This is a genomic window from Sphingomonas cynarae (assembly GCF_039537815.1).
Taxonomy (GTDB): Bacteria; Pseudomonadota; Alphaproteobacteria; order Sphingomonadales; family Sphingomonadaceae; genus Sphingomonas; species Sphingomonas cynarae.
This window is the reverse complement of sequence record NZ_BAABBF010000004.1, coordinates 154,625-173,345: the sequence shown is the minus strand read 5'-3', so window position 1 is coordinate 173,345 and position 18,721 is coordinate 154,625. Positions and strand designations below refer to the sequence as shown.

The following is an 18,721-nucleotide window of genomic DNA, read 5'->3' as shown; positions in this document are numbered from 1 at the left end:
TGTCGGATCAAACGAGCGGCATCCCGCTTGGCTCCGTGCCTATCGTGCAGCGAGCACGTCGGCAAAGGCGCGCATCGCCGCCGCCTCGTCCCCACCCCATACCGCACCGGACGCGGCGAGGAAGTCCGCCCCCGCCTTCACCAGCGGCGCGGCATTGTCCGGTGTGATCCCGCCGATCGCGACGGAGGGCAGTTCGAACACCGCCGACCACCAGCTGAGAATAACCGGTTCGGGACGATGCTTGGTTTCCTTAGTCGAGGTCGGATAAAAAGCACCGAACGCGACGTAATCGGCCCCCGCCTCACCCGCTTCCATCGCGAGATGGCGGCTGTCATGGCAGGTGACGCCGATCTGCACGCTCGGCCCCAATGCCTCGCGTGCCTCACGCGGGTCGCCATCATCTTGGCCCAGATGCACGCCGTCCGCTCCCAGCCGCTTGGCCAGCGCGATCGAATCATTGACGATGAACGCGACTTCCCGGTCGGCGCAGATGCGCTGCAACGGTTCGGCCAGTCGCGCCGCTTCGTGCTGGTCGATATCCTTGACTCGGAACTGGAATGCTGCCGCCGGCCCCGAATCCAGCGCGCGCGCCAGCCGGTCCGGGAAAGCACCGCCGACGTCGAGCGGCGATACGAGATAGAGCTGACAGGGCGGACGGCGAAGATCGCGCGTGAAGTTCGCAGCGAAATCGGGGTCGAGCGGGCCGAGAGGGTCTTGGATCATCCGCCCCCTCTAACCCTACCCCATCCGCGACGAAAGCCGCGACCTAGCCAAGCGCATGACGTTTGGTGGCGACCACGGCACACACCGCGCCGCCACCGGGCCGGATCAGGCCTCGCCCTTGTAGATCGACACCAGCTTGTCGAGCATCGCCAGCGCATCCTCGCGGCTGCGCTGGAAGGTGTTGCGGCCGATGATCGAGCCGTTGCCGCCACCCGCCAGAATGTCGCGCGCATCCTGATAGACCGCATCGGCACCCTTGGCCGCGCCGCCCGAGAACACCACGATCCGGCGTCCGGCGAAGCTGGACTGGACGACGTGGCGGACACGCTCGGACTGCTGCGACCAGTCGGTACCCTCGTATGCCTTCTGCGCTTCGGGCTGCTCGATATGCGCGCTCGGCAACTTCACCTTGATAATGTGCGCGCCCAGCAACGCCGCCATGTGCGCGGCATAGGCGCCGACATCCAGCGCCAGCTCGCCGTCCTTGGACAGGTTGCCGCCGCGCGGATAGCTCCAGATCACCGTCGCGATACCGACCGACTTGGCCTCCTCGGACAGTTCGCGGATTTCCTCCATCTGCTCGAAGATGCCGTCCGACCCGGGATAGATGGTGAAGCCGATCGCCGCGCAACCTAGTCGCAACGCGTCGGACACGCTGGCGGTCACCGCCTGATCGATGCTGGTCGCCCAGCTGTTCGAGCTGTTGACCTTCAGGATCGTTGGGATCTGCCCGGCGAAAGTGTCGGCACCCGCCTCCAGCGGCCCGAGCGGCGCGGCATAGGCGGACAGGCCGGCATCGATCGCGATCTGGTAGTGGTAGTGCGGATCATACGCCGCCGGGTTCACCGCGAACGAGCGGGCCGGCCCATGTTCGAACCCCTGATCGACCGGCAGGATGATGAGCTTGCCGGTGCCGCCCAGCTTTCCCTGCATCAGGATGCGGGCAAGGTTGCCCTTCACCGCCGGGCTGGTGGCTTCATACTTGTCGAGAATGGCCTTTACGACAGGCGTCACGGTCGTGGACATGGAAATCTCCCTGAGAAGGACGATGGTAGAAAAAACGGTGGAATCACAGCATCAGCCAGCGGCGCAGCGCTTGGTCGACCTGTTCCATGCGGGTTGGCGATGACTGGCCGATGACGCGCACGATGCGTTCGCGCCGGACGCTGGTGATCTGGTCGATCTGCACCTCGCATTCGACGGTCAGGCCGGTGTGCTCGCGTGGCGAAAAGGCGACGCGGAACAGGGCCTCGCCACCGACGATGTCGGTCAGTGGACACAAGGTGACGGTGCGATGGGTGGCGTTGAACAGGTCGGACTGGACCACGACGCAGGGCCGGGCGCGATCGGTGCGGTCGGGCGCCGACGCCACCAGCACGATCGCGCCATGCCTGATGTCGCTGGGGGCGATGTCTACCGGTGTCAGTTCCATGCCGCATCGTCCGTATCGATCGCATCCCAGATGGGATGAGGCTCACCCTCGCGCTTCGAGGCGCGCAGGGATTGGCGGCGGGCTTCGCGCCGATACGCTTCGTCGTGCAGGTCGACGTAACGTCGCACCGCTTCACGAGCGATATCGCTCTTGCTGCGGCCCTGGGTACGCGCCACGGCTGCAAGGCGTTCTTCCAGTTCCGTATCAAGCCTGACGCCGAGCATCGTTACCCCTGATGTTTAACGTGTTTAACATAGCGGCTTGCAGCGTGGCGTTCAAGCGCCGCGATTGACGCAGCGGGCGCACCCCTGTCTTGTACGGGCGGGGAAACGGCCGGAGACGAGGGGGCAACGGCGATGATGGTAACGAGATGGTGGAGCGGCATAATGGCCGTGCCTCTCCTGTGGACGGCCACACCCGCCGCCGCCGGGAGGATCGTGGTCGGCCAGCCGGCGCCGGATACCGAGCTGACGCTGCTCGACGGCAGCAAGGTGGCGCTGTCGTCGTTGCGCGGGCAGGTGGTGTTGCTGAATTTCTGGGCGACATGGTGCGTGCCCTGCCGGGTCGAACTGCCGCTGCTCGATCAATATTATCGGCGGACCGAAAAGCACGGATTGCGGGTGTTCGCGATCACGACCGAAGATTCCGTTCCCGTGTTCCGGATGAAGCCGCTGTTCGCCGCGCTGGCGATCACCCCCGCCAAACGGGTCAAGGGGGAGTATGCAAACGTAAAGGCGGTGCCGACCAACTATATCATCGATCGCGCGGGCATCGTCCGTTATGCGGCCGCCCGCGCCTTCGACCTGGACGACCTGAACCGTCTGCTGATCCCGCTGCTGAGGGAAGCCCCGCCGGCCGGTGCGGCCGGCGGGTGACAGGTCAGCGCATCAGCGCCGCAACGCCGGGCAGGTCTTTGCCCTCCATCCATTCCAGGAACGCGCCCCCGGCGGTCGAGACGAACGTGAATCGATCCGCCACCCCTGCCTGATTGAGCGCGGCGACGGTATCGCCGCCACCCGCGACCGATACAAGACTGCCGTCCTGAGTCAGCGCCGCCGCGGTCTTCGCCAGCGCGACGGTGGCGGTGTCGAACGGCGGTGTCTCGAACGCGCCCATGGGTCCGTTCCACACCAGCGTGCGGCAGTTCTTCAGTACATCGCCCAGCGCCTCGACCGCGGACGGGCCGACGTCGAGGATCATTTCGTCTGCCGCCACTTCGTGGACATTGACGATGCGGACCGGGGGATTAGCGCGGAATTCCTTCGCCACCACCACGTCATAGGGCAAGTGGACGGTGCAGCCGGCCTTGTCCGCCGCATCGAGGATCGCCTCGGCGGTATCGGTCAGGTCGTGTTCGCACAGCGACTTGCCCACTGCCACGCCGCGCGCGGCGAGGAAGGTGTTGGCCATGCCGCCCCCGATGATGAGGTGATCGACCTTCGTCACCAGATGGCGCAACACGTCGAGTTTGCTCGATACCTTGGCACCGCCCACTACCGCCGCGACGGGATGCTCGGGATTGCCCAGCGCCTTTTCCAGCGCGTCCAGTTCCACCTGCATCGCCCGGCCCGCGAATGCCGGCAGCCGGTGCGCCAGTCCCTCGGTCGAGGCATGGGCGCGGTGCGCGGCCGAGAAGGCGTCGTTGACGTAAAGGTCGCCCAGCGCGGCGAACCGGTCGATCACGGCGGGATCGTTCTTTTCCTCGCCGCCGAAGAAACGGGTGTTCTCCAGCACCGCGATGTCGCCGGACTGCAAGGTGGCGACCGCGTCTGCGGCCCCTTCCCAGTCGATGTAGCGCACCGGGCGGCCCAGCACCGCCTCGTAGGACTTCGTCACCAGCGCCAGCGACATTTCCGAGTTCGGCTGTCCCTTTGGCCGCCCGAAATGCGCCAGCACCAGCACGATCGCGCCGCGATCCGCCAGTTCGGTCACCGTCGCCATCGTGGCGCGCAATCGGGTGTCGTCGGTGACGCGGCCATCCGCCATCGGCACGTTCAGATCCTCGCGCACCAGCACGCGCTTGCCGGCAACCTCGCCGATATCATCCAGCGTTCTGAAAGCCTTGGTCATGGTTCCTCGATCCTGATCGGGTCGCCGATGGCGATCGTGCCGCCGGCCAATACGCGTGAACAGGCGCCGCCGCGCCAATCGGGAAGCAACGCCGCGAACAGGCCCGGCGCTAGCTTGTCCATCCGGTCGCAAGGGTCGGTTTCGCGCGTCACCTCCAGCACCACGTCGGCACCGATGCGCAGGCGGGTGCCGGGTACCTGCGGCAGGTCGAACCCGTCGACCAGCAGGTTGCTGCGCCTGGCCCACCACGGCAGGTCGTAGCCGACCTGATGCATCGCCGCGTCCCAGTCGCACCGCTCGATCAGCGTCACCTGACGCCGCCCGCGCCCGCCGGGCTTGCGCACCCCGCGACAATCGCCGGCGATCCCCCCATCCAGCGACACCTCGACCCGGTCGATCGTCTCGACCGGGCCTTTGGGCCGCCCGTGGCGGGCTATGCCGGCGATCGTGCCCGTCACCTTAGAGGAAGGACGCCATCACGCCGGCGGTGTCGACCATGCGATTGGAGAAGCCCCATTCATTGTCGTACCAGCTGACGACGCGGACCAGCTTGCCGTCGAGCACCGCCGTCTCCAGACTGTCGATCGTCGAGGACTGCGGCGTATGCTGGATATCGATCGAGACCAACGGCTCGTCGGTATAGACCAGCACGCCCTTCAGCGGGCCGCTTTCGGCCGCCGCTTTCAGGATCGCGTTCACCTCATCACGGGTCGTGTCGCGCGACGGCGTGAAGGTCAGGTCGATCAGGCTGCCGTCGGGCACGGGCACGCGGATCGCGGAGCCGTCGAGCTTGCCCTTCAGTTCGGGCAGAACCTCACCCACCGCGCGGGCCGCGCCGGTGGTGGTCGGGATCATCGACATCGCCGCCGCCCGCGCGCGGCGCAGGTCTGGGTGGATCTGGTCGAGGATCTTCTGGTCGTTGGTATAGGCGTGGACCGTGGTCATCAGCCCGCGCTCGATCCCGATCGCGTCGTTGAGTACCTTGGCGACGGGGGCGAGGCAGTTGGTGGTGCACGAAGCGTTCGATACGATCGTGTGCTCGGCGGTCAACTTGTCATGGTTGACGCCATAAACGACGGTCAGGTCGACATTCTTGCCGGGCGCCGAGATCAGCACCTTCTTGGCACCGGCATCGATATGCTTCTGACACGACACGTTGTCGGTGAAGAACCCGGTGCATTCCAGCACCAGGTCGACGCCCAGTTCCTTGTGCGGCAAATTGGCGGGATCGCGCTCGGCGGTCACGCGGATACGCTTGCCGTCGACAACGAGGTCCTGGCCCTCGGCCGCGACGACGCCCGGATACTTGCCGTGGATGCTGTCGCGGCTGAACAGCCATGCGTTCGACTTGGCATCGGCCAGATCGTTGATCGCGACCAGTTCCAGCCCACTGTCGCCGCGTTCCAGAATAGCGCGCGCCACGAGGCGCCCGATCCGACCGAAACCGTTGATCGCTACCTTGACCGTCATGGGTGGTTCTCCATCAGGGGCGGCCGCGGAAAGGGCCGGGGCCGGGATGCCGCTGCCTTTGCGGGGCCGGGCCGGCCCCTGTCAACCACTGGCGTCGGCAGTTCCCGTATCAACAAGTGGGAAACGCCTTGCCGGTGGCGGACACGCATCCTAATCGCCGTGCCATGACCGACACAGCAACCGAGGCAGACGGCACCTCTCCCGCGGTCGAGCGCATCGACCGGGCGATCTCTCGCATCCAGACCGCGATCGCCGCCCGTACCGACAGTGCGGAGGCGTTGGCCCGTCGTCATGCGGTGCTGCGGTCGCGCATGACGGATGCCGTCGCGGCGCTGGACGACGTGATCGCACGCGGCGGCACCCGCTGATGCCCACCGTCACGCTCCAGATCGGCGGCCGCCCCTACCCGGTCGCCTGCCGCACAGGCGAGGAGGCGCGCGTGCAGTTGCTCGGCCGGATGCTCGACGAACGCTGGGCCACCGCCGATCGGGCGGCGGGCGGCCAGCCCGACCGGGCGATGCTGTTCGTGGCGCTCATGCTGGCAGACGCGCTGGACGAGGTGGAAAAGCGGCCGCCCGAAGGTGCCGCCGTCAGCGAATCGGCATTGCAGCGGATCGCGGATACGCTCGAAGGGCTCGCACAGGCCCTTGAGCAATCGCCACTGATATCCTAGATAGGGGATGGCGGGTTCTGCCCGGTACGAGCCTTTATTATCCCTGAGGCTATTCATCATCCATAGGGGGCTGTCCCTGCCCGGACCCTGGTCCGACGTATATGGTCCCCACCTGACGTACCGTGCGTCAGTGGATAACCCGGCACACGGCCACGGCGGTCCCGCCACCCGCCCCTCCCGATGGTCGATGCATGACCGATAAACGCGCCCTTCGCCTGCATCTGCGTGCCGCCCGCGCCGACTTCGAGCCGCACGCCCTGACGATACCAGACGCATTGCGTGGGCGGCTGGCGCCCGGCTTGGTGATCGCAGCCTATGTCCCGATCGGGGGCGAGGTCGATCCGGCCCCCTTGCTTGCCATCGCCCGCACCGCCGGCTGCGTCATCGCCCTGCCCCATGTCGTCGACCGCGCGACACCGCTCCGCTTCCTCGATGCTGCCGGCACGCTCGGCAATGGCCCGTTCGGTCTGCGCCAGCCGGCCGCCGACGCGACGGTGCTCGCCCCCGACATCATCCTGACTCCGCTGGTCGGCTTCGACCGGCGCGGCAACCGGCTGGGCCAGGGTGCCGGCCATTACGACCGGGCATTCGCGGATCATCCCGCCGCATGGCGCATCGGCCTTGCATGGAGCGTGCAGGAGGTGCCGGGCTTGGCGCCCGATCCGTGGGACGTACCGCTTCACGCCATCCTCACCGAACTGGAATGGATCATAGCCATGCCTTGCCACGCACCCCCTGCCGGGCCGATGCCGTCATGACCCCGAGCTGGCGCAAGCCCGCCGGCGTGTTCGCCATCCTTGCGATCATCACGATCTGGGCGGTGCTGGTCGCCAGCCTGTCCGGGCTGGTGGGCGGCTGGCACTGGGTGGTGCAGGCCATATTCTATCTCGTCGCGGGGCTCGCGTGGATCACGCCGATGCGGCCTTTGCTGCAATGGATGGAAACGGGGCGGTGGAAATCGTCTTAACCTACAGCAATAGTTAGGTTTACTGGCGCTGGACCGTTGCTTTTGCCGGTCGAGTCGCAATCTCTGCCGGCTGGCAGCATCCCTTCGTCGCGCGTTGTTGGGAGATCATCACTCCTTCCGCCGGACTGTCCGGTGGCTGCGGTGATCGCCTGCCTCGTGCAGACGCCAAGGGAGAGTGTCGAGATGACGGATACCAACGTCGCTCATGGCGACGACGCCCCGCCCGCCAGCTGGAAAAAGGGCGACCCCGTCGCCGCAGCCGGGATCGGCGACGGCAAGGGCGAAACGGTGATCGGTCGTGCGGTGACAATCAACCGTCCCGCCACCGAACTGTTCGCCTATTTCCGCGACTTCGCCAACCTTGCCACCTTCATGGAGAATGTCGACCGGATCGACGTGCTGGATGGCAAGCGTTCGCACTGGGTGGTCAAGGCCCCAGGTGGCCGAACGGTGGAATGGGATGCGGTGGTCACCGATGAGGCGCAGGACCGCTTCATCGCCTGGGCATCCGAACCGGGTGCCGATGTCGCCAATAGCGGCCGGATCGAGTTTCGCGACGCCGGCGCGCGCGGCACCGTCGTCACCGCGACGATCCTTTACGATCCGCCCGGCGGTGCGATCGGCAAGATCATCGCCAAGATGTTTCAGCGCGAACCCGCCATTCAGGCGCGGCGCGACCTGCGCCGGTTCAAGCAACTGATGGAAACCGGCGAGATCGCCACTGCGGCGATGAACGCCCGGCAACGTGAAGAGGAACTGGCCTGATGCGCGCCCTTGCCTGGCACGGTAAGCACGACGTCCGCGTCGATACCGTCGACGACCCCGAAATCGTCAATCCACGCGACTGCATCATCAAGGTGACAGCCACCGCGATCTGTGGATCGGATCTCCACCTGTACGACGGCTATATCCCGACGATGCAGTCGGGGGACATCCTCGGCCACGAATTCATGGGCGAGGTGGTCGAGACGGGGCCGAAATCGACCCTGAAAAAGGGTCAGAAGGTCGTAGTGCCGTTCACGATCGCATGTGGCAGCTGCTATCATTGCGGCAAGCATCAATATTCCGCCTGCGACAACGGCAATCCCGCCGACAATCAGGATATCGGCATGGAACTGTATGGTCAGCCGATGTCCGGCCTGTTCGGCTATAGCCACCTGACCGGCGGCTATGCGGGCGGACAGGCGGAATATGTCCGCGTGCCGTTCAGCGATGTCGGCCCGATCGTGATCCCCGACGGAGTGGATGACGAGAAGGTGCTGTTCCTGTCGGATATCCTGCCGACCGGATGGCAGGCGGCCGAATATGCCCAGATCGAACCGGGCGACACCGTCGCGGTGTGGGGTTGCGGGCCGGTCGGCCTGTTCGCGGTCCAGTCCGCATTTCTAATGGGCGCGGCGCGGGTGATCGCGATCGATCACTTCCCCCGGCGCCTCGAACTGGCAAAGCGGTTCGGCGCGGAGACGATCAATTTCGAGGAAAGCGCCGTCTATGAGGCGCTGATGGAAATGACCGGCGGGATCGGCCCCGATGCGGTGATCGACAGCGTCGGGCTGGAAGCACACGGCCTGTTCGTCGACAACGTCATCGACCAGATCAAGGTGTCGACTTTCCTTGCCACCGACCGGGCCCATTCGATCCGGCAGGCGATCGTCGCCTGTCGCAAGGGCGGCCGCGTATCGATGCCTGCCGTCTATGGCGGCTTCGTCGACAAGTTCCCGCTGGGCGCGTTCATGGAGAAGGGGCTGACGCTCAAGACCGGGCAGACCCACGTCCAGCATTACATGCCTGCGCTGCTCAACGCGATCATGGAAGGGAAGATCGACACCACCTTCCTTATCTCGCACCGCATGGATCTGGAGGACGCCCCGAAGGGGTACAAGATGTTCCATGAAGACCAGAACAACGTGACCAAGGTCGTGCTCAAGCCCGGCTTCAACTGAGGATCACTCACCATGGCTGACAAATTCGCGATCATCACCGGTGCCTCGACCGGCATCGGCTTCGAACTCGCCACACTGGCGGCGAAGAACGGGTACGACATCCTGATCGCCGCCAACGAAGCGCTGATCAACGATGCCGGTGCTGATCTGAAGCAGTTCGGCACCGGCGTACAGGCGGTTGAGGCGGACCTGTCGACCATCGAGGGGGTCGATACGCTGATCGCCGCCGCGGCCGGACGGCGGATCGATCTGCTGTGCGCCAATGCCGGCCACGGGTTGGGCCATGGCTTCCTCGACCAGCAGGTGAAGGACTGGCGCTTCGTCGTCGATACCAACATCACCGGCACCATCTATCTGTTGCAGCAGGTGTTGCCGGCGATGGTGGCACGCAACGACGGCAAGGTGCTCGTGACCGGATCGGTCGCCGGCTACATCCCCGGCGCGTTCCAGGCGGTGTACAACGGCACCAAGGCGTTCATCGACAGCTTCACCGAAGCGCTGCGCAACGAGATCAAGGACGCGGACGGCGTGACGCTGACCACGCTTATGCCGGGACCGGTCGATACCGAGTTCTTCGACCGTGGCGGGATGAACGACACCTCGGTCGGCACGGACCCCAACAAGAGCGATCCAGTGGATGTCGCCAAGGATGGCTGGGACGCGGTGATGGCAGGCAAGCCGTCGATCTTCTCGGGCTGGAAGACCAAGGTGCAAGGCGTGCTGGCCAACGTCATACCCGGATCGGTGCTTGCCGAACAGCATCGCAACATGGCTGAGCCGGGTACGGCCGAACAGTGAGCCACGCCGATTGAACATCTCGTCATCACGGGCGGAGCAAGGCTTCGCCTGTGATGACGCAGTTACCGCCGGGACCGGCTATCGCATCAGCCCGGCGGCACGCAACGCATCGTCGATGACCTGCCCGACCGACAAGGGCATGGATGCCGGCTTTGGCGCGGGTTTTGGGGCCGACTTGGCCGCGGACTGATCGACCTCGACCGTGCGGGCCGACACGGACAGCGCCTCAACGGTCGCCACATCATCCGTCAATCCCCAGAATGCGGCGATGTGGCAGGTGGACGAGATGCCGGCATCGAGCATGAACGCCCCCACCGCGCCGTAATCATCCGCCGTCCCGGTCGCCAACGGAGTGCCGTGACCCATACCGGCGATGCTGAACTCCTCAATCACCACCCGGCCATCGCCGTCCTGCCAGCGGCGGCGGGGAATGCCGTCGACCGTATCGACCTGCGCAGGTGCGGCCGCGACGCGATGGACAGCACGCCATTGGGCAAGGATCGCCTCGCGATTGGACGAATGGACCGTCGCATCGGCTCCACCATGCCAGATCGACACCGTCGGCCACGGCCCCCGATGGGGTGAAGCACGGCGGACCAGGTCGCCCAGCATTTCGGCATCGACAGCGCCATGGCCCCGCATCCGATCGAGCGCCTGCACCACACCGCTGGCGCTGCCATAGGGCAGGCCGGCGATGATCGCGCCGCTTGCGAACACGTCGGGATAGGTGGCAAGCATCACAGAGGTCATCGCCCCGCCTGCAGACAGGCCGGTGACGAACACACGGCCGGGATCAATGTCGTGCCGGGCAATGACAGTGGCGATCATCTGTCGGATCGACAGTGCCTCGCCGCTGTCGCGTACGGTATCCTCGGGCGTGAACCAGTTGAAACAGCTGTTGGGATTGTTGGCCCGCTGCTGTTCCGGATACAGCAGCATGAACCCGTGCTCGTCGGCCAGTTGCGACCAGCCCGAGCCACGATCATAGCCGGCGGCGGTCTGCGTGCAGCCATGCAGCACGACGACCAGCGCCGGCTTCGCCGCCAGCCGGTGCGGCACATGGACCCAGCCGCGCAGGCCACCGGGATTGGAACCGAATCCGTCCAGAGCATCCAGCCGGCCGGCACCGTCGTCGGGCTGGAAACGGCTCATCGCGTCGCGCATTGTGGACAGGCGATTGATGGTATCGGACAGACGCCGCATGCAAACACTCCGAAGCGGACCGTCCGCTGACAGGCATCGCGGCGGCGATGCTGCACTGCACAATATGGGCTATGGCAAGCCGATGGCAAGCCGCCGACCGATCGGCTTTTGATGGTCGATATCCCGCAAGGCGAGACTTTTCCGCCGTTTCCGCTATGAGGGCGTGTTTCAGGCGATCGTCGCGATCGCATCACTTGCAGCGGAAAAGAGTATGGCAGCCTACAAGACCCCCGATTTCACCGAGCGTAATGCCGCGGCACGCGAAGCGCGGCAGCGCGCTCTGGAGCAGCTGCGTGCCAAGCCGGCTCCCGATCCCGAGGTCGTGGCCGCACGCCAGGCCGCACGCGAAGCGCGCGAGGCGGCCGCCGCCGAACGCCGCGCCGCCAAGCTGGCTGCCGAGGCAGAAGCCAAGGAAGCCGCTCGTGCCGCTCGGGAGGCAGCCGAACAGGCCGAATTGGAAGCCGCCGCCGCCAAGAAGGCATCGCGCCCGAAGCCCCCGACCGAAGCCGAGATGAAGGCCGCGCGCGATGCGCGTTACGCGGCACGCAAGGCCCGCAAGCGGTGACACCCCGCGAACTGCTCGGCACCGCGGAGGTGCCGGGCGGTCCGCCGCTCCGCCTGTTCCGGCGCGGCGATGACTTCATGATCGTGCTCGATCGCAACGAACTGATGAGCAGTCGCATGAGCGGCTCCGAGATCGCGCTCGGCACGATGACGTGCGCGCGACTGACCGGCCATCCCGCCCCCCGGCTGCTGATCGGGGGATATGGCATGGGCTTCACGCTTCGAGCGGTGTTGGGCAGTCTGGGGGCCGATGCGCGGATCGTGGTCGCCGAACTGGTGCCGGGTATCCTCGACTGGGCACGCGGGCCGATGGCGGCACTCACCGGCAATTGCCTCGACGATCCGCGGGTCGAGATCGTGATCGGCGATGTCGGCGGTGCGATCGCAGGCGGTGTCGGCCGATATGACGCGATCCTCCTCGATGTCGACAATGGTCCGGACGGGCTGACGCGAGAAGCCAATGACGGGCTGTATACCGCGCGCGGTCTGGCCGCGGCCCGCATGGCGCTGCGCGCCGGCGGCGTACTGGCGGTCTGGTCGGCGGGGGCTGACACCGCCTTTACCCGCCGTCTGGGTCAGGCGGGGTTCGCTGTCGACGAAGTTCGTGTGCGTGCCCGTGACAACGGCAAAGGCCCGACACACGTCATCTGGTTCGCCACGCGTCGCTGATCCCCGCGCTTTCCGACCTGAAATCCGCCGACCGATAAATCTGGATTAGTCGGTTTCAACCATCGGCTTGGGTCTTTTCGGCCACCGTCATCGTTTCACCATAGATACGATAACGGGGGATGATGGTGTTCGTGATGCATCTGGCGCTGGGCGGTTGCCTGAAGGCGCCTCCGGTCAGATATGGCCTGACGGCGGACACCGGCGGTCACATCGCCTATATCATGGAAGCAGCGGTCGCGCAGGCGGCGATGCCGGAGATCGAACGAATCTCGATCGTCACCCGCCGGTTCGACGATCCTACGCTGGGCGCGGATCATGATCGGGCGACAGAGAAGATAGGCGACCGGATCACGATCAACCGGATCGGAACCGCGAACACCGCCTATCTGGAGAAGGAGGCGTTGCTCGCAGATCGGCCCGCCTTCCTCGCGGCGCTGCACGCACATCTGGCGTCATTGCCCCGGCGCCCCGATGCCATCCACGCACATTTTGCCGATGCTGCCGAGATTGCCATGGCGGTCCGCGAACGCTGGGGTATTCCCTTCGTCTACACTCCCCATGCGCTGGGGATCGACAAGCGGGCACAACAGGTCGGCGACGATGGTCTCGACGTGCGCATCACGGAGGAGCGCGCGGCGATCGCCGCTGCCGACGCCATCATCGTATCGACCCGCGACGAGGCCGATCGCCAGATCGCCGCCTATGGCGTCGCCGATGCCGCATCGCGCCTCCACTGCCTGTCGCCCGGCGCACCATCCCGCCCCGCAGGTCGCGGCGTCGGCGTGATCGACGCGCTGGAGGCCATGCTGGTCGATCCCGGCAAGCCGATCGTGCTGGCGATCGCCCGCCCCGTCCGCAAGAAGAACCTTGCCGCGCTGGTTCGCGCCTATGCCGCGACCCCCGCCCTCATGGAACAGGCGAACCTCGTTATCCTTGCCGGTCAGCAGGATGACGGGCGGTGCTCGGCGGAAGAGTGCGAGGTAATCGCCGAGTTACGTCGCCTGTGCGCCGACCCGGCCCTCCAAGGCCACGTCGCGCTGCCGGTGCGACATGACGAGGCGGATGTCGAAGCGCTCTATCGCCGGGCGGCGGGGGGGGGCGTCTTCGTCAATCCTGCGCTGCATGAGCCGTTCGGGCTGACGCTGGTCGAGGCCGCCGCCGCCGGTGTGCCGGTGGTCGCGACCCGTCATGGCGGGCCGAGCGAGATCATCACGACGGTCGGCCATGGTCTGCTCGTCGATCCGCGCGACGAAGGGGCGATCGCCGCCGCCTGTCTGGCAATCGTATCGGACGCCGCGTTGCACCGGCGTCTGGCCGCGGCGGCGCGTGCCCATGCCAGCCGTTACAGCTGGGCGAACTACGCCACAGGATCAGTATCGATCTATGCCGGGTTGCGACGCATGCCGAGCCTGTTGGCGAGCGATATCGACAACACGCTGACCGGCTGCACCGCTGGTGCGGCGGCGTTCGCCGCGTGGAGCCGGACACGCGAACTGGGTTATGTCGTCGCCACCGGCCGGTCATTCGCGATGGCACGCGAGATACTGACACAGTGGCGGTTGCCCGAACCCGATGCGTTCATCGTCGATGTCGGCACGCGGATCATGCTGAGGACGCCGGGCGGCGGCTGGCATGAATGGGACGATTATGCCGTGGCGCTCGACCGGGACTGGGACCGGCCGGCGGTGGTGGCCGCGCTTGCCCCGCTTGACCTGACTGCGCAGCCGCATGAGACGGAGGGGCCGCACAAGCTGAGTTTCTTCGGCGATGCGACCGATGCCGCGACGATCCGCACGGCGCTGACGGCGGCGGGACTGGCGGCGCGGGTGGTGTTCTCGCACGGCGAACTGATCGACGTCCTCGCCCCCCATGCAGGGAAGGCGGCGGCGATCGCTACCTATGCCGCGCGAAACGGCCTGTCGCTGGCTGATTGCATCGCAGCGGGCGACAGCGGCAACGACATCGACATGCTGGAGGCATGCGGCCACGCCATCGTCGTCGGCAATGCCGGCGCGGAACTCGATGGGCTTACGCTGCGTGCCGGGTTGAACCGGGTACGGGGTCGCCATGCGACAGGCGTGATGGAGGGGCTGGCGGCGATCGGGATCGTACCGCCGGTACGGGAGATGATGGCGGCATGAAGCAGGCGTTCGGTTATTTCGTCCATCATCAGGGCCGGGGCCACGCCGAACGCTGTGCAGCGATTGCCCATGCCCTCCCGGCCGACCGGCCGCTCGTCCTTTTCTGTGCGCGTGACGACATCTTCCCGGCGCTGCCGCCCCAGGCGTCGATCATCGTCATCCCTTCGCTGTTCGAACCACGCGGGGATGAGGCGACGGGGATGGATCACGTCCCCACCCCCGCGACGCTGCACTGCGCGCCACTTGGCTGGCCCGGCATCCGCCGGGCGATGGCGACGATCGCCGGCTGGTTCGATACGGCAAACCCCGCCCTGATGATCTGCGATGTCTCTGCGGAGATCGCGCAATTGTCCCGCATCTGCAGTGTCCCGCACGTCAAGATCCTCCAGCACGGGGATCGCGGCGACGCCGGTCATCAAGCCGCCTATGACGGGGCGGCGGGCCTGCTCGCCCCCTTCCACGTCGCGCTCGCGCAACCGGAATGGGATGCGGCCATGCGTGTGAAGACCTGTTTCGCCGGCGGTCTGGGGGTCGACACCCGTGTCGTCGAACGCGAACTGGCCCGCCAGCGGATCGGCATCGGTGCCGGAGAGGAGATGATCCTCGTCATGGCGGGCGGGGGCGGCAGCGGCTTCGGGCAGGCGCCCCTCGGTGTCGGCGCGCGCAGCCGGCCCGATGCACGCTGGATCACGATCGGCCCGGTCGAGCGCGACTGGCACGCGACGGAACCCGCGAATATCGAGCATCGCGGCTGGGTCGACAACGCCGCCGACCATGTCGCCGCCGCTGACCTGGTGATCGCCTCCACCGGCAACACCACCTGCCAACAGATCCTGGCAGCGGCACGGCCATGGCTGGCGATCCCGGAATGGCGCTATTTCGACGAACAGCACCGCAAGGCGCAGGCGCTGGCTGCGGCTGGCGTCGCCACCATCCGGCCGCACCTTCCTTCTTCGGCGGAGGCGTGGCAGCGCGCACTGGCGGAAACACTGGCCGGGCATGACGCCGCGGCGCAGTGCGCGCTGATCGAGGATCGGCCGGCAACGAAAGCTGCGGACTGGCTGGAATCGCTGGCCGACCAGCTGTGGCGCGTCACCGCCCCCGTGCCGGTCGGCGCGTGACCGGCGTATCGGTGCTGACGCTGGCCGGCGGGCGGCCTGCGCATCTGCATAACATGGTACTGGGGCTGGCCCGTCAGGAGCATCCGCCGGTCGAACTGATCGTCGCGGTGATGCAGGATCACCCCTACATGCTACCCCCTGCTCCCTTCCCGATCCGGCAGTTGATGATCGCGGGCGATACCCTGCCCCTGGCGGCCGCGCGCAATATGGCGGCGCATGCGGCGATCGGCGATACGCTGGTTTTCCTCGATATGGACTGTATCCCGACGCCGACACTGATCGGCGATTACGTCGCAGGCCTGGTCGGACTCGACGGGGTGTTGATGGGCGAGGTATCGTATCTGCCGGATGGGGCGACCGCACCGGGGTGGAATATCAACCGGTTCGCAGCCATCGCGGTGCGTCATTCCGATCGTCGTGAACCACCCGAAACCGGCTGCGAGATCTGCGATGACTATCGCTGTTTCTGGTCGCTCAACTTCGCGGTCCGGCGTGCCACCTTCCTTGCCACCGGCGGGTTCGACGAACGCTATGTCGGTTATGGCGGCGAGGATACCGATTTCGCCAAGACGCTGGGCGATCGCCACATTCCTCTGGCATGGATGAAAGGCGGTCTCGCCTATCATCAATATCATCCCCACCACATGCCCCCGGTCCATCATCTCGACAGCGTGGTGCGCAACGCGGAACTGTTCGAAGCGAAATGGGGATACCGGACGATGGGGCACTGGCTCTACGCGTTCCGGCTGATGGGCCTGATCGATGACCGGGCCGGTACGCCCATCACCGTCCTACGCCGCCCCAATGCGGTCGATTACGCACTGACCGGCCAGCAACGCCATCAGCCCTATGCCGACACCACGACGATCATCGAACTGCTGAAGGCGCGCACCGCCGCCTGACCGTGGCTACCGGGCGGTGGTAGTCGCCAGTCCATGGCGGATCAGCATTGCCGCCGGATCGGGATCGCGGCCGCGAAACGCCCGGAAGCTTTCCGCCGCCGGCCGTGTCGCACCGCGGGCCAGCACATCGACACGCAGCGCATCGCCAGTCGCCCGGTCGACCAGCCCGGCCTCGACAAACTTCTGGAATGCGTCCGCCGCCAGCACTTCGGCCCAGAGGTAGCTGTAGTAACCCGATGCGTAGCCGCCCGCGAAGATATGGCTGAAGGCGTGGGGAAAGCGATGCCATGCGGGTGGACGGTTGACCGCTACCTCGTCGCGCACCGCCTCGATCACCTCCATCGGGTCGCTGCCCAGCGTCCCCAGATGCAGCAGCAGGTCGAACAGGGCGAATTCGACCTGCCGGACGATGAACATCCCCGACTGGAACCGCCGCGCGGCCACCATCTGGTCGAACAAACGGGTCGGCAGCGTCGCACCGGTGACGTGGTGTCCCGACATCGCGGTCAGCACGCCCTGATCCCAGGCGAAATCCTCCATCAACTGGCTGGGCAGCTCGATCGCATCCCATTCGAAGCCGCTGGTGCCGGCGATGCTGGGTCGATCGACCTGGGTGAACAGGTGATGCAGGCAATGCCCCGTCTCGTGCAACAGCGTGACGACGTCGTCATGGCTGAGTAGCGACGGTGCATCCTCGCCATGCGGGGCAAAATTGCAGACCAGATACGCGACCGGCAATGTCACGATGTTGCCATCGCGCAGGCGCGGGCGGGCCTGCGCCATCCACGCGCCGCCGCGCTTGCCGGGGCGGGCGTGAAGATCGATATAGATGCCGGCGAACACAGCACCACCATCATCCACGATATCGAAATAACGCGCATCGGGATGATAGACCGGCACGTCGTCGCGGAGCACGAGCCGTATTCCGAACAGCCGGACGAGCAGCGCCTGCCACCCCTCCAGCACGCGTTCCACGGGGAAATGCGCGCGCACCTCCTGTTCGTCGACCGCATAGCGCGACAGGCGCAGCCGGTTGGAGACGAACGACACGTCCCACGGTTGCAGATCCGCGATGCCCAACGTCCTTGCGAAATCGCGCAGTTCTTCCATGTCGCAGTCCGCGGCAGGCCAGGCGCGCGCTCCCAGATCGCGCAGGAACACCAGCACCTCGCCGGCATTGGGCGCCATCTTGGTGGCGAGCGACCAAGCGACCGGATCGGGGAAGCCGAGCAGCGCCGCCGCCTCCCGCCGCAGTTCCAGGATACGCGCGATCCGCGGCGAATTGTCGAACCGGCCGGCATAAGGCCCCTGATCCGAGGCGCGGGTGCCCGAGGCGTGATAGACCCGGTAACGAAGGTCGCGATCCTCGCCGAAGGTCATCACGGCATTGATGCTGGGCTGTTGCAATGTGACGAGCCAGCCGTCCTGCCCCTTCGCCTCCGCCGCCGCGCGGAACATCGCGCGGGCGGGATCGGGGATGCCCGCCAGCATCGTCTGATCCGTCACCAGTTCGCTCCACGCGTCGGTGGCGTCCAGCACCGCACTGCCGAAGGCGTTGGACAGCGCGGATAGTTCAATTGCGATTGCCGCGAATCGTTCACGCGGGGCATCATCCAGCGCCACGCCCGACAGGGTAAAATCACGGATCGCATGTTCCACCGCCACCCGATCGGCGACCGGCAGCGCGGCGAATTCGGGCGCGGTCGAGACGCCGACCAGCACGTCGTACAGGTCACGATTCTGACCGACCTTCATCGCATTCTCGACCAACCGGGCCTGTCCCGCCGCATGGGCGGCCCGCAGTTCGGGCGTATCCGCGACACCGTGGAGGTGCGAGACCGCCGACCAGATCGCGCCGAGGGCGGCATCGGCGCGTTCCAGCGGCAGCCATGCCTCGGCGAAGCCGGTCGGGCCCGTGGCGACGATCGCGGCCACCGCCGCCTCGTGATCGGCGATCGCGCGGTCGAGCGCCGGGGCGATCCGGTCGGGCGTAATGTCGGTGAAGCGCGGCAGGGTCTGCGGGTCGAAAAGTAGATCAGTCATCC

22 protein-coding genes are annotated in these 18,721 nt (G+C 66.3%); 13 read left to right on the top strand and 9 right to left on the bottom strand.

The annotated features are described in order from the left end of the window. Positions 1 to 39 precede the first annotated feature (39 nt). From thiE to relB, 4 genes are all read right to left on the bottom strand, one after another. Complete coding sequence (gene thiE / locus ABD719_RS10085; protein WP_344693248.1) at positions 40 to 723, bottom strand: thiamine phosphate synthase; 684 nt, start codon at positions 721 to 723, stop codon at positions 40 to 42. A 105-nt stretch (positions 724 to 828) separates the two neighbouring features. Beyond that, the gene (locus tag ABD719_RS10080) at positions 829 to 1,749 is read right to left on the bottom strand and encodes a class I fructose-bisphosphate aldolase (protein ID WP_344693247.1); all 921 of its coding nucleotides are present in this window, start codon (positions 1,747 to 1,749) and stop codon (positions 829 to 831) included. A 43-nt stretch (positions 1,750 to 1,792) separates the two neighbouring features. Beyond that, positions 1,793 to 2,155: a type II toxin-antitoxin system PemK/MazF family toxin gene (locus tag ABD719_RS10075; RefSeq protein ID WP_344693246.1), complete on the bottom strand. Its 363-nt coding sequence runs from the start codon at positions 2,153 to 2,155 to the stop codon at positions 1,793 to 1,795. Further along, positions 2,146 to 2,379, bottom strand: coding sequence for a type II toxin-antitoxin system RelB family antitoxin (gene relB, locus ABD719_RS10070; RefSeq protein ID WP_344693245.1), 234 nt, complete (start codon positions 2,377 to 2,379; stop codon positions 2,146 to 2,148). Before relB ends, ABD719_RS10075 begins: the two co-directional genes overlap by 10 nt. A gap of 162 nt (positions 2,380 to 2,541) precedes the next feature. Between relB and ABD719_RS10065 the strand changes: the two genes are divergently transcribed. Further along, positions 2,542 to 3,030, top strand: coding sequence for a TlpA family protein disulfide reductase (locus tag ABD719_RS10065; protein WP_344693244.1), 489 nt, complete (start codon positions 2,542 to 2,544; stop codon positions 3,028 to 3,030). Positions 3,031 to 3,034: 4 nt separating this feature from the next. On the opposite strand, the gene ABD719_RS10060 is transcribed toward ABD719_RS10065, so the two are convergent. From ABD719_RS10060 to gap, 3 genes are read right to left on the bottom strand one after another with little or no spacing between them, the layout of a single operon-like run. Then, on the bottom strand, positions 3,035 to 4,225 hold the full coding sequence (locus ABD719_RS10060; RefSeq protein ID WP_344693243.1) for a phosphoglycerate kinase: 1,191 nt from the start codon (positions 4,223 to 4,225) through the stop codon (positions 3,035 to 3,037). Beyond that, positions 4,222 to 4,683, bottom strand: coding sequence for an MOSC domain-containing protein (locus tag ABD719_RS10055; RefSeq protein ID WP_344693242.1), 462 nt, complete (start codon positions 4,681 to 4,683; stop codon positions 4,222 to 4,224). The genes ABD719_RS10060 and ABD719_RS10055 overlap by 4 nt, the downstream gene beginning before the upstream one ends. 1 nt (position 4,684) lies before the next feature. Continuing rightward, positions 4,685 to 5,695 carry a type I glyceraldehyde-3-phosphate dehydrogenase gene (gene gap / locus ABD719_RS10050; protein WP_344693241.1) on the bottom strand — a complete coding sequence of 337 codons (1,011 nt, stop codon included), beginning with the start codon at positions 5,693 to 5,695 and terminating at the stop codon, positions 4,685 to 4,687. A 164-nt stretch (positions 5,696 to 5,859) separates the two neighbouring features. On the opposite strand from gap, the gene ABD719_RS10045 reads away from it, so the two are divergent. The 7 genes from ABD719_RS10045 to ABD719_RS10015 all read left to right on the top strand — a co-directional run bounded on the left by ABD719_RS10045 (position 5,860) and on the right by ABD719_RS10015 (position 10,076). Further along, on the top strand, positions 5,860 to 6,063 hold the full coding sequence (locus ABD719_RS10045) for a hypothetical protein (protein WP_344693240.1): 204 nt from the start codon (positions 5,860 to 5,862) through the stop codon (positions 6,061 to 6,063). Beyond that, a complete protein-coding gene (locus tag ABD719_RS10040) occupies positions 6,063 to 6,368 on the top strand; it encodes a cell division protein ZapA (RefSeq protein ID WP_344693239.1) in 306 nt (101 codons plus the stop codon). The genes ABD719_RS10045 and ABD719_RS10040 overlap by 1 nt, the downstream gene beginning before the upstream one ends. Before the next feature lie 191 nt (positions 6,369 to 6,559). Next, the gene (locus ABD719_RS10035) at positions 6,560 to 7,126 is read left to right on the top strand and encodes a 5-formyltetrahydrofolate cyclo-ligase (RefSeq protein ID WP_344693238.1); all 567 of its coding nucleotides are present in this window, start codon (positions 6,560 to 6,562) and stop codon (positions 7,124 to 7,126) included. After that, positions 7,123 to 7,335 carry a DUF2842 domain-containing protein gene (locus ABD719_RS10030; RefSeq protein ID WP_344693237.1) on the top strand — a complete coding sequence of 71 codons (213 nt, stop codon included), beginning with the start codon at positions 7,123 to 7,125 and terminating at the stop codon, positions 7,333 to 7,335. Before ABD719_RS10035 ends, ABD719_RS10030 begins: the two co-directional genes overlap by 4 nt. Positions 7,336 to 7,518: 183 nt before the next feature. Further along, positions 7,519 to 8,100 carry an SRPBCC family protein gene (locus ABD719_RS10025; RefSeq protein ID WP_344693236.1) on the top strand — a complete coding sequence of 194 codons (582 nt, stop codon included), beginning with the start codon at positions 7,519 to 7,521 and terminating at the stop codon, positions 8,098 to 8,100. Further along, positions 8,100 to 9,278, top strand: a complete 1,179-nt coding sequence (locus ABD719_RS10020) for a zinc-dependent alcohol dehydrogenase (protein ID WP_344693235.1) — start codon at positions 8,100 to 8,102, stop codon at positions 9,276 to 9,278. The genes ABD719_RS10025 and ABD719_RS10020 overlap by 1 nt, the downstream gene beginning before the upstream one ends. 12 nt (positions 9,279 to 9,290) lie before the next feature. Next, positions 9,291 to 10,076 (top strand): SDR family NAD(P)-dependent oxidoreductase, encoded by a 786-nt coding sequence (locus ABD719_RS10015; protein ID WP_344693234.1) that lies wholly within the window; start codon positions 9,291 to 9,293, stop codon positions 10,074 to 10,076. Between the two features lie 78 nt (positions 10,077 to 10,154). Here the strand turns inward: ABD719_RS10015 and ABD719_RS10010 are convergent, their stop codons facing one another. Then, a complete protein-coding gene (locus tag ABD719_RS10010) occupies positions 10,155 to 11,279 on the bottom strand; it encodes an extracellular catalytic domain type 1 short-chain-length polyhydroxyalkanoate depolymerase (RefSeq protein ID WP_344693233.1) in 1,125 nt (374 codons plus the stop codon). Between the two features lie 211 nt (positions 11,280 to 11,490). Here ABD719_RS10010 and ABD719_RS10005 point away from each other — a divergent pair, with 211 nt between their 5' ends. From ABD719_RS10005 to ABD719_RS09985, 5 genes are all read left to right on the top strand, one after another. Beyond that, positions 11,491 to 11,844, top strand: coding sequence for a DUF6481 family protein (locus ABD719_RS10005; protein WP_344693451.1), 354 nt, complete (start codon positions 11,491 to 11,493; stop codon positions 11,842 to 11,844). After that, on the top strand, positions 11,841 to 12,512 hold the full coding sequence (locus ABD719_RS10000) for a polyamine aminopropyltransferase (protein WP_344693232.1): 672 nt from the start codon (positions 11,841 to 11,843) through the stop codon (positions 12,510 to 12,512). The genes ABD719_RS10005 and ABD719_RS10000 overlap by 4 nt, the downstream gene beginning before the upstream one ends. A 119-nt stretch (positions 12,513 to 12,631) precedes the next feature. Then, positions 12,632 to 14,653, top strand: a complete 2,022-nt coding sequence (locus ABD719_RS09995; protein WP_344693231.1) for an HAD family hydrolase — start codon at positions 12,632 to 12,634, stop codon at positions 14,651 to 14,653. Next, complete coding sequence (locus ABD719_RS09990; RefSeq protein ID WP_344693230.1) at positions 14,650 to 15,774, top strand: glycosyltransferase; 1,125 nt, start codon at positions 14,650 to 14,652, stop codon at positions 15,772 to 15,774. The genes ABD719_RS09995 and ABD719_RS09990 overlap by 4 nt, the downstream gene beginning before the upstream one ends. Next, the gene (locus ABD719_RS09985) at positions 15,771 to 16,676 is read left to right on the top strand and encodes a galactosyltransferase-related protein (RefSeq protein WP_344693229.1); all 906 of its coding nucleotides are present in this window, start codon (positions 15,771 to 15,773) and stop codon (positions 16,674 to 16,676) included. The genes ABD719_RS09990 and ABD719_RS09985 overlap by 4 nt, the downstream gene beginning before the upstream one ends. 6 nt (positions 16,677 to 16,682) lie before the next feature. Here ABD719_RS09985 and ABD719_RS09980 read toward each other — a convergent pair whose 3' ends face one another. Further along, on the bottom strand, positions 16,683 to 18,719 hold the full coding sequence (locus tag ABD719_RS09980; protein WP_344693228.1) for a M3 family metallopeptidase: 2,037 nt from the start codon (positions 18,717 to 18,719) through the stop codon (positions 16,683 to 16,685). Positions 18,720 to 18,721: the final 2 nt, after the last annotated feature.